Annotated in this window: 14 protein-coding genes; 5 read left to right on the top strand and 9 right to left on the bottom strand. The window is 55.7% G+C overall.

Annotated elements, in window-relative coordinates; genetic code table 11:
* Window position 1: 1 nt before the first annotated feature.
* The 4 genes from hslJ to ACQG1Y_RS12350 all read right to left on the bottom strand — a co-directional run bounded on the left by hslJ (window position 2) and on the right by ACQG1Y_RS12350 (window position 3,100).
* Window positions 2–439 (bottom strand): heat shock protein HslJ, encoded by a 438-nt coding sequence (gene hslJ / locus ACQG1Y_RS12365; protein WP_062937806.1) that lies wholly within the window; start codon window positions 437–439, stop codon window positions 2–4.
* A gap of 122 nt (window positions 440–561) precedes the next feature.
* Window positions 562–690: a DUF2474 domain-containing protein gene (locus ACQG1Y_RS12360; RefSeq protein ID WP_017693358.1), complete on the bottom strand. Its 129-nt coding sequence runs from the start codon at window positions 688–690 to the stop codon at window positions 562–564.
* On the bottom strand, window positions 690–1,700 hold the full coding sequence (gene cydB, locus ACQG1Y_RS12355; RefSeq protein ID WP_426736773.1) for a cytochrome d ubiquinol oxidase subunit II: 1,011 nt from the start codon (window positions 1,698–1,700) through the stop codon (window positions 690–692). The genes ACQG1Y_RS12360 and cydB overlap by 1 nt, the downstream gene beginning before the upstream one ends.
* Window positions 1,701–1,705: 5 nt before the next feature.
* Window positions 1,706–3,100: a cytochrome ubiquinol oxidase subunit I gene (locus ACQG1Y_RS12350; protein WP_426736772.1), complete on the bottom strand. Its 1,395-nt coding sequence runs from the start codon at window positions 3,098–3,100 to the stop codon at window positions 1,706–1,708.
* 393 nt (window positions 3,101–3,493) lie between these two features.
* Between ACQG1Y_RS12350 and ACQG1Y_RS12345 the strand changes: the two genes are divergently transcribed.
* From ACQG1Y_RS12345 to patD, 3 genes are all read left to right on the top strand, one after another.
* The gene (locus ACQG1Y_RS12345) at window positions 3,494–3,682 is read left to right on the top strand and encodes a hypothetical protein (protein WP_017693360.1); all 189 of its coding nucleotides are present in this window, start codon (window positions 3,494–3,496) and stop codon (window positions 3,680–3,682) included.
* A gap of 82 nt (window positions 3,683–3,764) precedes the next feature.
* Window positions 3,765–5,189, top strand: coding sequence for a PLP-dependent aminotransferase family protein (locus ACQG1Y_RS12340; protein WP_017693361.1), 1,425 nt, complete (start codon window positions 3,765–3,767; stop codon window positions 5,187–5,189).
* Window positions 5,190–5,328: 139 nt separating this feature from the next.
* Window positions 5,329–6,753: an aminobutyraldehyde dehydrogenase gene (gene patD, locus ACQG1Y_RS12335; RefSeq protein ID WP_203452901.1), complete on the top strand. Its 1,425-nt coding sequence runs from the start codon at window positions 5,329–5,331 to the stop codon at window positions 6,751–6,753.
* 35 nt (window positions 6,754–6,788) lie between these two features.
* On the opposite strand, the gene ACQG1Y_RS12330 is transcribed toward patD, so the two are convergent.
* Genes ACQG1Y_RS12330 through ACQG1Y_RS12320 form a run of 3 tightly spaced genes read right to left on the bottom strand, consistent with a single transcriptional unit; the run spans window position 6,789 to window position 7,682 of the window.
* The gene (locus ACQG1Y_RS12330; protein ID WP_014070439.1) at window positions 6,789–6,971 is read right to left on the bottom strand and encodes a DUF1869 domain-containing protein; all 183 of its coding nucleotides are present in this window, start codon (window positions 6,969–6,971) and stop codon (window positions 6,789–6,791) included.
* Between the two features lie 3 nt (window positions 6,972–6,974).
* Window positions 6,975–7,328 (bottom strand): DUF1971 domain-containing protein, encoded by a 354-nt coding sequence (locus ACQG1Y_RS12325; RefSeq protein ID WP_003856958.1) that lies wholly within the window; start codon window positions 7,326–7,328, stop codon window positions 6,975–6,977.
* A 27-nt stretch (window positions 7,329–7,355) separates the two neighbouring features.
* A complete protein-coding gene (locus tag ACQG1Y_RS12320) occupies window positions 7,356–7,682 on the bottom strand; it encodes a DUF1971 domain-containing protein (protein WP_023303799.1) in 327 nt (108 codons plus the stop codon).
* Window positions 7,683–7,924: 242 nt separating this feature from the next.
* Here ACQG1Y_RS12320 and ACQG1Y_RS12315 point away from each other — a divergent pair, with 242 nt between their 5' ends.
* Window positions 7,925–8,098 carry a GhoT/OrtT family toxin gene (locus ACQG1Y_RS12315; RefSeq protein WP_003856960.1) on the top strand — a complete coding sequence of 58 codons (174 nt, stop codon included), beginning with the start codon at window positions 7,925–7,927 and terminating at the stop codon, window positions 8,096–8,098.
* Window positions 8,099–8,184: 86 nt separating this feature from the next.
* Window positions 8,185–8,943 (top strand): alpha/beta fold hydrolase, encoded by a 759-nt coding sequence (locus ACQG1Y_RS12310; RefSeq protein WP_048973830.1) that lies wholly within the window; start codon window positions 8,185–8,187, stop codon window positions 8,941–8,943.
* Window positions 8,944–8,976: 33 nt separating this feature from the next.
* Here the strand turns inward: ACQG1Y_RS12310 and ACQG1Y_RS12305 are convergent, their stop codons facing one another.
* Together ACQG1Y_RS12305 and ACQG1Y_RS12300 are read right to left on the bottom strand one after the other, a co-directional pair.
* Entirely contained in the window at window positions 8,977–11,151 is a 2,175-nt protein-coding gene (locus ACQG1Y_RS12305) for a virulence factor SrfC family protein (protein WP_203452899.1), read from the bottom strand.
* The gene (locus ACQG1Y_RS12300; protein ID WP_368740396.1) at window positions 11,148–14,129 is read right to left on the bottom strand and encodes a virulence factor SrfB; all 2,982 of its coding nucleotides are present in this window, start codon (window positions 14,127–14,129) and stop codon (window positions 11,148–11,150) included. Before ACQG1Y_RS12300 ends, ACQG1Y_RS12305 begins: the two co-directional genes overlap by 4 nt.
* Between the last annotated feature and the right edge of the window lie 4 nt (window positions 14,130–14,133).

Raw genomic sequence — 14,133 nt, 5'->3', positions numbered from 1 at the left:
GTTATTCAACTCGCTTAAACATCAATGTTTTATTGGCTGTCGCCAGGGTTAACTGGTCTTCGGTCAGGTCTACCTGTGCGCCTGTGCGTAGCATATCGGCGATGGTCTGATCCAGTTCATTTAGCTGCGGCTCGGTGCAGAGTTTCCGCGTCATTGCCAGCGTTTTGACCGTCAACTCTCCTTCGGACAGTTTCCCCTGGCCGTTGAAGCCGTTGCACATTGTGCCGGAGACGACAATGTTGTTAATCAGGCTGATATTGGATTGCGCACTGAAGCGAATTTCAGGCTGGGTTTTCCCGCCTTTAACCGCTTTGCCATCCACATTTTCCAGAACGAAACGATGATTCTCTAGCTGTTCGGTCTGAACGGAGGCTTTACCAGGATTAACGCATCCAGCCAGTGCGAGGCTGATTAAACTTACTGCCGCGAGCTTTTTCATTTTTTTCTCAAACTATCAATACCGTAAATATTTTTTCAGTGTAACCATACCCTCCTGGGTGTTAATGGGGTTTATCTGAAAGTGCGGGAAGGGACCGGGCGGCGGCGCACCCGGTCAGTGAGTTAGTGCGATTTAAATCCGGCTGCGGCCATCAGCATTTTAAAGAGCATACTTACGCAGGCCAGCGCCAGAACGCTGCCGCCCCAGATGATGGCAAGCCACATCAAACGTTTCCATACAGGTTGTTGCATCAGTGATAACCCTCCGCATGCTGTACTTTTCCGCGAAAAACGTAATAACTCCAGAAGGTGTAGACCAGAATCACGGGAATGATCAACAGTGCACCCACTAACATAAAGCCCTGGCTTTGGACTGGCGCAGCGGCCTGCCACAGGGTAATGTCCGGCGGGATAATATGCGGCCAGATGCTGATCCCAAGCCCGCTAAAGCCAAGAAAAACCAGCCCTAATGTCATAATAAACGGCAGAGTATGGCTCGCAGGATCGTTCAGGCAGCGCCACTGGCACAGACTCAGGATCGCAACCAGCGCAGGAACGGGCAGCAGATAAAACAGATTCGGCAGCGTAAACCAGCGCGCAGCAATAGCTGGTTGGGCGAGAGGGGTCCAGATACTGATTACTGCAATGAATACCAGAAGCAGGAGCAGAAGCACTTTCGATACCTGACGCATCCGCTGTTGCAGGGCATTTTCGCTTTTCATTACCAGCCACGTTGAACCTAGCAGCGCGTAAGCCACTACAAGACCCGCACCGCAGAAAAAATTGAACGCGGTAAACCAGTCAAACGGACCACCGCTGTAAGCGCGACCAGTGATGCTGAACCCATGGATGACCGCGCCGACGGTGATGACCTGGCTGAAGGTCGCCACAATTGATCCGCCAATAAAGGCCTTATCCCAGAACGGGCGGTGCGCCGGAGTGGCCTTGAAGCGAAATTCGAAGGCGACGCCACGAAATATAAGCCCGATCAGCATTATTGTCAGTGGAATGGTTAGCGCGTCGATGATAACCGCATAGGCGAGAGGAAAGGCGCCAAACAGGGCCGCACCGCCAAGCACCAGCCAGGTTTCGTTGCCATCCCAGACGGGAGCCACGCTATTGACCATCACGTCTCGGTCGTCCGCATTCGGCGTTGCCGGAAACAGGATGCCTATCCCCAGATCAAAACCGTCCATCACGATATACATCAACGTGGCGAAAACGATAATCACGAACCAGATAATGGAAAGATCGATACCCATTACGGTTACTCCTTAAATTCAGTGGTGACGGCAGAAAGCGGACGAGCAGGGCGGCCATCGGATTCAGTCGCGAAGGATTCATGGGGCTGCGGCCCTTTTTTAATCAGACGCACCATATAGCTGTAACCCACGCCGAATACCGCGGTATAAACCACGAAGAAGGCCAGCAAACTGACGCTCATGTGCAGATCGCCATGCGCGGAAACCGCATCCTTTGTACGCTGTAGACCATAGACGACCCAGGGCTGGCGGCCGACCTCCGTTGTTACCCATCCGGCGAGGATCGCGATCAGCCCGGACGGCCCCATCAGCAGGGCAAACCACAGGAAGGAACGTGAGGTATAAAGGCGCTGTTTATAACGCAGCCAGATTGCCGTCACGCCCAGGAGCAGTATCAACATTCCCAGGCCGGCCATGATGCGGAAAGACCAGAAGACAATGGTGGCGTTCGGGCGATCTTCTTTTGGGAACTCCTTTAATGCCGGAACCTGTTTATCGAGACTGTGGGTCAGGATCAGGCTGCCGAGAGCGGGAATTTCCAGGCCAAAACGGGTCCGTTCCTGCTCCATATCCGGCCAGCCAAATAGCAGCAGTGGGGTAGGCTCACCCGGCGGATTCTCCCAGTGGCCTTCTATGGCGGCTATTTTCGCTGGCTGGTGTTTTAAGGTGTTAAGCCCGTGCATATCCCCCACCAGCGCCTGGACTGGGGCCACGATCAACGTCATCCACAACGCCATGGAAAACATGGTGCGAATAGCGGGCGTATTGTTTCCGCGCAGCAAATGCCAGGCCGCGGAAGCACCGACAAACAGCGCGCTGCTGAGAAATGCCGCTATCGACATGTGCAGCAGGCGGTAAGGGAAGGAGGGGTTAAACACCACGGCAAACCAGTCCACCGGAACGACCTGACCGTTGATGATTTCATACCCTTGCGGTGTCTGCATCCAGCTGTTTGACGAGAGGATCCAGAACGTGGACATGAGGGTCCCCAGTGCGACCATGCAGGTCGAAAAGAAGTGCAGCCCTGGCCCGACCTTATTCCAGCCAAACAACATTACCCCGAGGAACCCCGCCTCAAGGAAGAACGCGGTAAGCACTTCATAGGTCAGCAGGGGGCCGGTAATACTGCCCGCGAACTGGGAAAACCCACTCCAGTTAGTGCCAAACTGATAAGCCATCACCAGGCCGGAGACCACGCCCATCCCAAAGTTGACGGCGAAGATCTTCGACCAGAAATGGTACAGCGAGCGCCAGACGGGATTTTTTGTTTTCAACCACAGCCCTTCCAGCACGGCGAGATAGCTCGCCAGGCCAATGGTTATCGCCGGAAAAATAATATGAAAGGATACGGTAAAGGCGAACTGTATTCGCGCAAGATGAAACGCATCTAAACCAAACATGCACTGCCTCAATGTTAAACGGTGTACTGTTATGATAGAGAGGCGGCAAATGAGATATCAGAAGCAGAAATCGATAATTTATCTATAACAGTTGTGGGAAAAGCTGAACTTTATCTGGCTGATATAGGTAACAAGGAAGAATAAAAAATTTCTTTTTATGATTTTTACGCATTAAACAGCTTGCTTTGTCGCCAGCAACATGCGTTAATGGATTTCTGGTTTTGAATCCAAATAAATATCTGACGTAGTTTTATAAAGCAGTTCTCATCACGTTGTGCCTCTCCGCAGCCTCTCTTGGGTCTTTATCTACATTCCGATTAGTTTTGTATCGAACCATTTATTGCCTGATCGGCTCATGAGTAATTTACGTTTTTACGTTTACAGGAGAATCCTATGACTTCTTATATCCATTTCCGCTGCCCATGCTGTCATGGCTCGCAGTACCGCACCTCAGCTTTTGATGTGTCTGACAAAAATCCGTTCGGCGCGAAATGCATTTTCTGCAAATCGTCGATGATCACGCTCGACCACCTGGCCGCAGCGCGTTCTGCTCAGAATCACATTACAGAGTACCGCAAGTAATCTGCCGCGTTTCCTATAACAGTTAGCAAAATCTTCTCTTTTTCTCCTGCTGATATACACTGTCAGCAATAAGGAGAATCTGATGAAAAAATACCAGCGTCTGGCGCAACAAATTATCTCGCAGATTGAGCTTGGCGTATGGTTGCCGGGCGATAAGCTGCCTTCTCTGCGAGAGCAGGTGGCAAGCAGCGGCATGAGTTTTATGACCGTGGGCCACGCGTATCAGATGCTGGAAAGTCAGGGGCGCATTGTTGCCAGACCGCAGTCAGGCTATTACGTTGCCGCCCGCCCGACCACACACCAGCCTGCACCGCCCGCGCAGGTGATGCGCGATGAAGTGGTCGACATCAACACCTATATTTTCGACGTGCTACAGGCCAGCCGCGACCCCTCCGTTGTCCCTTTTGCCTCGGCATTTCCCGATCCGCGCCTTTTCCCGCTTCAGCAACTCAACCGATCGCTGGCTAACGTCAGCAAAACGGCTACCGCCATGAGCGTGATCGAAAACCTGCCGCCGGGTAACGTCGACTTACGTCATGCCATTGCCCGTCGCTACGCTCAGCAGGGAATGAATATCTCCCCGGATGAAATTGTGATCACCGCGGGCGCGCTTGAGGCGCTTAACCTCAGTTTGCAGGCTGTGACTGAACCAGGGGACTGGGTTATCGTTGAAAACCCCTGTTTTTATGGTGCACTCCAGGCGCTTGAACGTCTGAAACTGAAAGCGCTGTCGGTTGCCACTGATGTACGTGAGGGCATCGATCTCAGTGCCCTTGAGCAGGCGTTAAATGATTATCCGGTGAAAGCCTGCTGGCTGATGACCAACAGTCAGAACCCGCTCGGCTTCACGCTGAGTGCAGAGAAGAAAGCTCAGCTGGTGGCCTTACTCACCCGGCATAACGTCACGCTGATTGAAGACGATGTTTACAGCGAACTCTACTTTGGCCGTGAAAAGCCGCTTCCGGCAAAGGCCTGGGATAAGCAGGATATGACGTTGCACTGCTCCTCATTCTCCAAGTGTCTGGTGGCCGGTTTCCGTATTGGCTGGGTGGCGGCGGGAAAACATGCGCGCCGTATTCAGCAGTTGCAGCTGATGAGTACGTTGTCCACCAGCTCTCCCATGCAGCTGGCGCTGGTGGATTACCTGGCGACCAAACGTTACGACGCCCACCTTCGCCGTCTGCGACGCACGCTTGCTGAACGCAAACAGCAGGCCTGGCAATCGCTTTTGCGTCATATGCCTGCCGGCGTCAAAATCCATCATAACGACAGCGGCTACTTTTTATGGCTTGAACTGCCTGAACAGCTGGATGCGGGGCGGTTGAGTGAGAAGGCGTTAACCCATCAAATCAGCATTGCGCCCGGCAAGATGTTTTCCACCTCCAATATCTGGACACCGTTTTTCCGTTTCAATACCTCATGGGGCTGGGGCGAGCGGGAGGAGCAGGCGGTCGTCCAGCTGGCGGGGTTAATCCGCGAAATGATGCTGCACCCAGTCACACCTTGATGAAAATTTCTGAAGCGACATGACGCGCGGTCTACCTTTAGTAAGGGAGCGCGGATTGGTAACGTGACGTTGTCACGTTTCTGCCCGCCAGAACGTGTGCTGACAGCGAAAACAATGTCGATTTCAACAGGACGATGCTATGCAAAATCAATTGCTGATTAATGGTGAACTGGTGACCGGCGAAGGTGAGAAGCAGGCGGTTTATAATCCTGCCACGGGTGAAGTGCTGCTGGAGATTGCTGAAGCGTCGGCAGCACAGGTGGACGCTGCCGTCCAGGCTGCCGATCGCGCGTTCACAGAGTGGGGACAAACGACGCCGAAAACGCGCGCCGAATGTCTGTTGAAACTGGCTGATGTGATAGAAGCCAACGCTGACGCGTTCGCAAAAGTGGAGTCCCTTAACTGCGGGAAACCGCTGCACTGTGTTCAGGGAGATGAGATCCCGGCCGTGGTCGATGTGTTTCGCTTCTTTGCCGGGGCCGCCCGCTGCCTGAACGGGCTGGCTGCCGGAGAATACCTCGAAGGACATACCTCAATGATCCGCCGCGACCCGGTTGGCGTTGTCGCCTCTATTGCGCCCTGGAACTACCCTCTGATGATGGCGGCGTGGAAGCTGGCGCCCGCGCTGGCGGCGGGAAACTGTGTCGTCATCAAGCCGTCTGAAATTACCCCGTTGACGGCGCTGAAGCTGGCGGAACTGGCGAAAGATATCTTCCCGCCAGGTGTGCTGAACGTGCTGTTTGGTCGCGGAAAAACCGTAGGAGATCCGCTGACCGGCCACGAAAAAGTCCGTATGGTTTCTCTCACCGGCTCTATTGCTACCGGAGAACATATTATCGGGCATACCGCATCTTCAGTTAAACGTACCCATATGGAATTGGGCGGAAAAGCCCCGGTCATTGTCTTTGACGATGCAGATTTGGATGCCGTGGTTGAAGGCGTGCGTACGTTTGGTTTCTACAATGCTGGTCAGGATTGTACCGCAGCCTGTCGTATCTATGCCCAGAAGGGGATTTACCCCGCGCTGGTCGAAAAGCTGGGCGCAGCCGTTGCCAGCCTGAAAATGGGCGCGCCGGACGATGCGTCAACCGAGCTGGGACCGCTCAGCTCCGCAGCGCATCTTTCCCGCGTTTGTGCTGCCGTGGACGAAGCCAAAGCCCTTGGACATATCCGCGTCGTCACCGGTGGCAGTAAAAGTGAGGGGGCAGGATATTACTTTCAGCCAACGCTGCTGGCCGGGGCGAAGCAGGAAGATGCGATCGTCCAGCGAGAAGTGTTTGGCCCGGTGGTCAGCGTGACAGAATTTGAGGATGAAGCGCAGGTGCTGAACTGGGCCAACGATTCGCAATACGGCCTGGCCTCGTCCGTCTGGACAAAAGACGTCGGACGCGCCCATCGCCTCAGCGCACGGTTGCAGTATGGCTGCACCTGGGTCAATACCCATTTTATGCTGGTGAGCGAAATGCCGCACGGCGGGATGAAGTTATCCGGTTATGGCAAAGATATGTCGGTCTACGGACTTGAGGATTACACGGTAGTCCGGCATGTAATGATCAAACACTAAACCTTTATGCCCGGCGCAGTGCCGGGCGATTCAGCTTACCAGCCACAGACCTCGTGTTCATTTTCCGTATCGTAGGCGCGAACGGTGTTCACCAGATCCTTCACGACATCTGCCGCGACGTCCGGGATCAACAGCTCCATTGGCGCTTGTGTTTCATAATCCACCGACACGCCGTTGCTGTTGTTGGTGACGGTCACGGTATAGGTAGCCTTACCCATTATTTACTCCTTATGCGTGTTGACCACTTTACCGATGCCCGCACCGCTGAGCGTGACGGCAGGATCCGCGAAAAAGTCGATATTAAAATAGGTGTCGTCGGTCAGTAGCTCAATGCGGTGCCATTTTTGGGGTGGGGAGATGCCAAAAGAACCGGCCTCAATGACCACTTCCAGATCGGGTTCGGTGGCGTCGCCATCGGCAAAGCCAAAGTAACGCACTGCACCCTGCATGACGGATAACCGACCGTACACGCCGGCTTTGGTGTTGTGATGGGTAAAAAGCGCTTTTGGGGCGGTCTCTTTATTCCAGAACGGCGTCGAGCGGGTATGAACAAAGTTTTCAGGAATACGTAACATCATAGTTTCCTTCATGTTGGCGGGCGCTTAAAGGGACTTAAGCACCTCAGGTTCAACAAAGAATTCAATATTGAACAGGGTGTCGTCGGTCATCACCTCAATGTGGTGCCATCTCTCTGGCGGGAAAACGCCGAAACGACCCGCTTCAATGACGAGCTCGCTGTCAGGCTCAGAGGTAAATTCATCAGCATAGCCCAGATAACGCACTGCGCCACGCATCACCGACAGGCGAGGGTAAACGCCCGGACGCGTGCCCGTATCAAGGTGACGTTTAAAAATGCCGGCGGGGGCCGTTTCTTTGTTCCAGAAAGGCGTGGAACGGGTGTGAATGCAACTCTGCGGAATGCGTAGCATGTTTCCTCCCTTAAAAGCCTGCTGGTATTAAACTGCTTTCTGAGAGGATGGATTTATCAAAAAGTGCATTTAATTTGCATCTTATCAATAATAACCGTTTTGCTTTACCCGGCGTTGTTACACAAGGTACTCAGTTGTTATTATCCTTAGTATTAAGTGGTTATGATGTAACGAAAAAACTTGATCTGTGTCAACATATGACGCATATTGCGTGCGGTTATTTTTCGGCTCAGGTAAACAGAATGACGTTGTATCAAAAGATGTTGGTGTTCTACGCAATCATGGCCTCCATCTGCGCATTAATCACCTGGTTCCTGTCTAAAGATCGTAAACGTATTCGCCTGTTGAGCGCATTCCTGGTGGGTTCCACCTGGCCGATGAGCTTTCCTGTTGCCCTGTTGATCTCTCTTTTCTGAAGCACGCTTCCAGAATCGGCATCCAGACATAGCATTCCATACATTGAGGCTGTATAAATATACAGTCCGTCATACATGGAGTGCTTATGAACAGTTTCTATTCGCAGCAAGCAGGCTGCACTGTGCGCTGGCAGGATCTTCCCGGTTTCGGTGACCCAGTTGTGTTTATCCACGGGTTGGGCTGTGCATCGTCGTATGAATATCCTCGTATTGTCTGTGATACCCGTTTCGGGGGGCGCAGAGCCATTCTGATCGATCTTCCCGGTAGCGGTTACAGTGACAAACCTGACAACTACCGTTATCGCACGAGCGAACAGGCGCAGGTGGTGGTTGAACTGTTAAACCATCTCGGCCTGGATAGTCTATGGCTGTATGGTCATAGCATGGGCGGGAGTATCGCGATCGAAACGGCAGCACTGTTAACGTCGCGCGTTAAGGGCCTGATAGTATCTGAACCCAATTTTCATGCGGGTGGCGGGATGTTCAGCCGAGCAATTGCGGCCCAAACGGAACAACATTTTCTGGCTCAGGGCTATGATGACATGCTGCGGGCGGAAACGTCGCCGTGGGCTGGAAGCCTTCAAAGCAATGCTCCCTGGGCCGTCTGGCGCGGCGCAACAAGCCTGGTCGAGGGCGTTAAACCTGACTGGGAACACCTGTTCTTGTCATTGAGCTGCCCGGTAATGTTAGTTTTTGGTGAGCGATCCCTGCCTGATGACGATTTTAATCGCCTGCAACAAGACGGCGTTGCTGTAAAAATTATCTCTGATGCGGGCCATTCAATGTCCTGGGAAAACCCGTCAGCGTTGGCTCAGGCTTTGTCTGGCTTCATAAACGGCTCATGAAGGGGTAGCCCGCATTGCTGCGGGCTGCAATGATTAAGACAGCAGGGCAGACAAGGCTTTCCGCGCAGCAGGCTGAACGTCATACGGGCACTGATAATCCACGTTTTCAATCGCGCGGGTGTAGAGCGCAACCAGCCAGTCATAAACATAGGCTGTCGCCGCATGGACAGGCTGCTCGCCAAGTCGGGTAAGACGGGGTGAAGCGCTGCTCACAACTGGCGTCACAAAAATTGGCTGACCTTTGCGGATCCGGCTTGCAGGCCGTTCAGAAACGGGCGTCATTTCATAGCCAAGCCAGCTAATGAAATTGCCTGTCGCGGCATGCAGCTGCGCGGCACTGCTTTTATCTTTTTCTGCAATGCGTTGCAGTTGCAGCGGCAGATCCAGCCGGTAGCTGGTAACGATCAGCACATCCGCAATCTGCTGTAATACCTCTGCGTCCAGGCCCAGACGGGCAGCCGCCGCGTCGTTGCGACTCCACTGACGAAGATGGTTAACCCACACGTTATGGGCCAGCCGCGCCTTGTCTTTGGTCTGCAACGCGCCTGGATTTTCCTGCGTCTCTTCCGCAAACAGATCGATAACATCGTTAAACAGGCCGTTGACCTGTTCCTCACGAGGCTGGTGAACGGTCAGCAGCGTCTCAAACGCGTTTAACGGCGGCAGAAGTCCCTCAAGCAGTTCACCATGACGAGCGGCACTGCCTTGCAGCGTTCGGACCATTTTTTCGGCCTGTGCCCGCCCTGCGCCTGGCTCCTGAGTGAGAGGCGCGACATATGGGCGAATCAGCGTCGACAGCGACTCTTGTAACAGCCTGTTCAGCGCGCGGAGACGCTTCTGGCGCTTTGCCGGCAGGGTAGCCTGCGACAGCCACTCAATCACCCGCTGCATGCTGTGGGTATCGAGCGCCTGGAGCGTGCCCCAGCGCAGACCCGGCTGGCCCAGCAATTGCTGCACCGCTTCGTCCAGATTCTGCTTTGTGGTAAACCGCGCATCATGAGGGGTAATGGCCCAGACCAGCCCCGGCAATGCGGATTCTTCAACCGGCTGCGTCTCTTTGACCCAGTTTTGCAGGAGCCTTGCCGTTTTCGCGGTCTGCTGGTGGTGCGCCGTCGCATTGCAGATAACCAGGACATCCGGCTGAATGTGCTGACGATAATGCTCCAGCAACCACAGGCATTTTGCCTGCATCATCAGCGGCGTGTTTTCCTCAGAAATGGCAGGGATATCAATGATGTCAACATTATCCAGCACGCAGTTCTCAACGGGCAGCACCACTTCGCGGGTCAGAGATGCCAGTACATCGACGGGCAGGCTAATGGCGTTAAGCAGCTCGCCGTTTTTTACCGGATGAAGCAGTGTTTCCTGTGCTTCCGGCACGGTAAACGCCCCGTGCGTAAGGAAGCCTTCGCAGGGCAGACCAAAGCTGTCCACCAGCAGACTTAACGGCGCCGCAAGCGCGCTGGCATGGCTGGTTTGATGCAGCACCTGAGCGAATTTAAGCCACTGCTGGGTTAACTCCTGCTGCTCACCCCACAGCAGAGACCAGACGCTGGCGCGGGTGCTGAGATCAAGCGACGGAACCAGCAGGGCAAACTGGTGCCACAGGGCATCATCAATATGCTGCTTAGCGCCGGGTACTACGCTTTGCCAGAACCGGGCAATGGTCGCGACTTCCCGCGCCGTCATTCCCGGCACGCTCTGCGGTTGACGCAGTGCCCGCCACTTCTCAAGCCGGGCTTCAATCACCAATTTATCCACCGCGCGGATCTGCGGATCCAGCGTGGTGCGCGCGATAAACAGCTGCACCAGCTCGGCCTCCGTTACCAGGCGCAGGCGTAAGGGAAACGCGTCGTCCGCGACCTCGCGGGACGCTCTGCTGAAACGCACGGCCATGTTGGTCGGTGCATGCCCGGGGTTAATATGCGAGAAGTAATCAAACGTGCGTTGACCCGGCGTAACGTTCAGCCGTTCGTCCCCGCTGCCGCAAAGAGCAGCCAGCAGGTGCGCTTTTGCGGCCTGCGAGTGGCCGTATAAGCCGATGCTGCCCTGGCTGACAAGGGCAGCATCGAGCGCCTCTTCACGCGCGCTTACTGCGTTAAGGCGGGCAAGCAGGGCGTCGGCTTCGTTATCCAGCATCGGGGCGTGCTGTCGCGTCTCGTTGATCCACCCGATTAAGGCCTGAGTGGTGGCAGTCGTCGCAGTCATTTGAGGTATACGCTCCCGCTGTCGATCCAGTAGTGGCTGCCGCTGTGTCGGCGATCGGCCAGAGTATTCAGTTTAAAGGTCAGGGCATCCGGCGGCACTGGCGTGCCGTCCTGTAGCCAGGCATCACTCAGCTCGAAAGATTCCGGGCCTTCCTGCTTAGTGCCGCCACGCAGCTTCAGGCGCACGTTCAGTACGCCGTCGCCCGCAATGGCTTTCGCCAGCTCGGCTGAGTTGATGCTCAGGGTATAGAGCGGCGTCGCGGGCCAGCGGGCATTGGCCAACTGCCGGAAGCCGAGCGTAACGTTGCCGCGCAGCGGGAAGTGCAGACGGGCGTCCAGTTTCGCGCCGGGTTTATCGAGGTCGATATCGTGATACCAGACGTTCTCGTCCCGCAGGGTATTGATCGTGTTATCCAGCGCGCCCAGATAGCGCACCGTAGAGTACGCGCCGATATCCGCTGCTTTAAAGTTAAAGCGCGGCAGACGAAGATCCAGCGCCAGGCTACAAAGCATCGCTCCCACCGCAGCGGTGGATTTCGGGTTGCCGATCCGTCCCTGCTGGCTGAACGGATACCATTCATGAACCTGGTATTTATCCAGCCAGACGATGCGGTTGACGGGCACCGGTTGCAGGTGGCGAATCAAGGCCTGAACGCCCGGCAGACAGCCCGGCCGTCCCGTGATCAGCAGGATATCGCAGCTGTAATGAGAGATCGCCTCACATACCGCATGAAGCGGGGCGGCAAGCGTGAACTGACCCGCCAGCATGGCGTCCCGCATCTCCCGGAAGCTGACGTGCAGCGGTACGCTGAACAGATCAAAGTGTTCTGAGCCGGCAGGCAACGCATGGTCGATCGCCTGCTGGAGATAATTCATCACGTTGCGCGTCGGTTTTTGCGCAAGCAGATCGCCAAAGGTGGCATGCAACCCGGCCAGCGGATCGTCAACATCGCTCGATTCCCACGCCGCCAGGATCGCGTGACCGATCGGCATAAAGAGCTGAAGCGCCGTCTGCTGGCGCAGGACCGCCTGGGTATCGATCCGCCCGGAGTCACCGAACAGGGATGCCATCAGCTGGGAGGCATCGGCTATGCCGGATTTCTGAAGCTGGGTTTGCAGGGCGGGCAGAACGTAGCGCTGGATCACGTCCAGCAGCGTGTCGTCGCCAGCGACCTTGAACCCTTCGCGGAACAGCAGCTGCGGGGTGATTTTGACGTTATTCCCGGAACCATCATCTAACTGATAGTGCGTGATGGCCATATCCGTCGTGCCGCCGCCGATATCAATCGAGGCCACGCGCAGCGCACGCCCCGGCTGGACGCCAGGCTCAGGCGCGCGATCCGGACGGGCGAGGGAGGCGAAAAAGGCCTCGGTCTGTCCACCAAAATGGGAAATGGCTTCGTTATACAGCCACACCAGCTGGCCGCAGCTGGCCTCGTCCCACTCCATCTGGATCTCAGGGACCGGCACCACGCTTTTTTCCTGCTGCTTGCGGCTGGCAAAATCTTCATCCTGCGGGTGCCAGCCCATCGCCTTCCAGACGATGGCGATGGCTTCGAACATGCGGCGACGGAAAATCTCGCGCTCCTGTTTCGGCATTGCCGACGGCAGGGTGAGGATCAGCGTCCGCAGCTGGCGGGGAGAGGCCGGGAAGCCGAGCCGCAGGCGGGTGGCCACGCTGTTAATCTGGCCAAGCGCCTGAGCCAGCAGCTCGCAGAGCATGTGCGTCATCAGGGTGCTGCGGCTGTACTGCGGAGAGAACACCGGCAGGCGCTCATCCTGCGGCAGCGTAAAGAGCGGTTCCCCGTCGTCGTTCATCAGGTTCATCAGCGGAAACGCAGTTGCCAGCGGTTCGCGCTGGGTTTTGCTGTTCATCTGGCTAAAGCGCCAGTCCTGCACCACCGGCGTCTCGTCCCACAGATAGCGACGCGGGCTGGAGATGCCGCTGTTGCCTTCCGTGCCCAGACGCTGCATCGCCAGCTTACGCGCTTCATCACCCACGCGGACAATCGACGGCCAGACGAACGCATCCTCCCGGCCGCTTTCCACGGAGAAGTGCTGTTTGCCAAAACGCGCTTCAGAAAACTCAAGTCGGCTGGTAAACAGCGGCTCATTCAGGAACTGCGGCTCACTCAGAGATCGTACCTGAAGTTCAGCCGTCTGGCGCAGGCCGTCGTTGGCATCACCATGATCTTCAATAATCACGCCGCAGGTATGGGTGTTGCCTACGTCAAGGATCAAATCGACAGGAATAGCAGGGGTGCTCAGGGTGTGGGTGACAAACTTCACTTCCGGCACGGTGAGTTGTTCACCGAGCATGGAGAGCAGGTTGAGCCAGTGCGCCTGATATTCAAAGCTGCGCATGGCCTGATGCAGCTCGCGCTCGGAGCGTTTTTCAACCCCGTCGGCAAACTGCGTGAAGGCTTCGCGCAGCCAGCCGTCAATCCAGGTCTGGTCGAGGAAACTCTCAACCTCACTGTCGCGCCAGGCGAGCGCGAAACGCGTGCCGTTCAGGATATCGTTTTCAACCGGCGACAGGGCAGACGTCGCATGCTCTGCAATCTGGCTGTCGAGCGCGACGGTGACCCGATGCGTATTGCCAGCTGCGTCGGGCGTGGAAAGCTTTCGTACCTGGACGCGCGCCCAGTTATCCGGGCCTTCAACAAACGTCCGCGGCGGGTTAAAGCGCAGGAAAGGGATCGGCAGCCAGACGCCGTCCAGCACGGTCAGGGAGTCATGCAGTGGAATGGTGCTTTCAGGCTTGACCACTTCCGGCTGCCCGCCATCGGTGGCAGGGAGCGTGTACCGGCCGTTAACCAGGTCAAAATCCAGACGCAGCAGCGGGCCATTTGCCGTTTTACGCACAAAACGCCCGTTGCTGGCGGTGTCCTGCGGAGTCAGGCCAAAATCGAGAAACTGCACGCCGCTGTTAGCAATCAGCGTCACGCTCTGTTTATAGTCGCAAAGATTAACCAGCATAGGA

Source organism: Enterobacter cloacae complex sp. 397G4, assembly GCF_050031515.1.
Lineage (GTDB): Bacteria > Pseudomonadota > Gammaproteobacteria > Enterobacterales > Enterobacteriaceae > Enterobacter > Enterobacter hormaechei_C.
The sequence above is the reverse complement of the archived record's forward strand: the minus strand, read 5'-3'. Positions and strand labels throughout refer to the sequence as shown.

What these genes read in the sequence shown, in the direction of transcription:
- ACQG1Y_RS12340 (WP_017693361.1), top strand. Translation starts at nt 3,765, where the DNA reads ATGAAAAAATACCAGCGTCTGGCGCAACAAATTATCTCGCAGATTGAG.
- ACQG1Y_RS12305 (WP_203452899.1), bottom strand. Translation starts at nt 11,151, where the DNA reads ATGACTGCGACGACTGCCACCACTCAGGCCTTAATCGGGTGGATCAAC.
- hslJ (WP_062937806.1), bottom strand. Translation starts at nt 439, where the DNA reads ATGAAAAAGCTCGCGGCAGTAAGTTTAATCAGCCTCGCACTGGCTGGA.
- cydB (WP_426736773.1), bottom strand. Translation starts at nt 1,700, where the DNA reads ATGGGTATCGATCTTTCCATTATCTGGTTCGTGATTATCGTTTTCGCC.
- ACQG1Y_RS12350 (WP_426736772.1), bottom strand. Translation starts at nt 3,100, where the DNA reads ATGTTTGGTTTAGATGCGTTTCATCTTGCGCGAATACAGTTCGCCTTT.
- ACQG1Y_RS12360 (WP_017693358.1), bottom strand. Translation starts at nt 690, where the DNA reads ATGCAACAACCTGTATGGAAACGTTTGATGTGGCTTGCCATCATCTGG.
- ACQG1Y_RS12300 (WP_368740396.1), bottom strand. Translation starts at nt 14,129, where the DNA reads ATGCTGGTTAATCTTTGCGACTATAAACAGAGCGTGACGCTGATTGCT.
- ACQG1Y_RS12325 (WP_003856958.1), bottom strand. Translation starts at nt 7,328, where the DNA reads ATGTTACGTATTCCTGAAAACTTTGTTCATACCCGCTCGACGCCGTTC.
- ACQG1Y_RS12320 (WP_023303799.1), bottom strand. Translation starts at nt 7,682, where the DNA reads ATGCTACGCATTCCGCAGAGTTGCATTCACACCCGTTCCACGCCTTTC.
- ACQG1Y_RS12330 (WP_014070439.1), bottom strand. Translation starts at nt 6,971, where the DNA reads ATGGGTAAGGCTACCTATACCGTGACCGTCACCAACAACAGCAACGGC.
- ACQG1Y_RS12315 (WP_003856960.1), top strand. Translation starts at nt 7,925, where the DNA reads ATGACGTTGTATCAAAAGATGTTGGTGTTCTACGCAATCATGGCCTCC.
- patD (WP_203452901.1), top strand. Translation starts at nt 5,329, where the DNA reads ATGCAAAATCAATTGCTGATTAATGGTGAACTGGTGACCGGCGAAGGT.
- ACQG1Y_RS12310 (WP_048973830.1), top strand. Translation starts at nt 8,185, where the DNA reads ATGAACAGTTTCTATTCGCAGCAAGCAGGCTGCACTGTGCGCTGGCAG.
- ACQG1Y_RS12345 (WP_017693360.1), top strand. Translation starts at nt 3,494, where the DNA reads ATGACTTCTTATATCCATTTCCGCTGCCCATGCTGTCATGGCTCGCAG.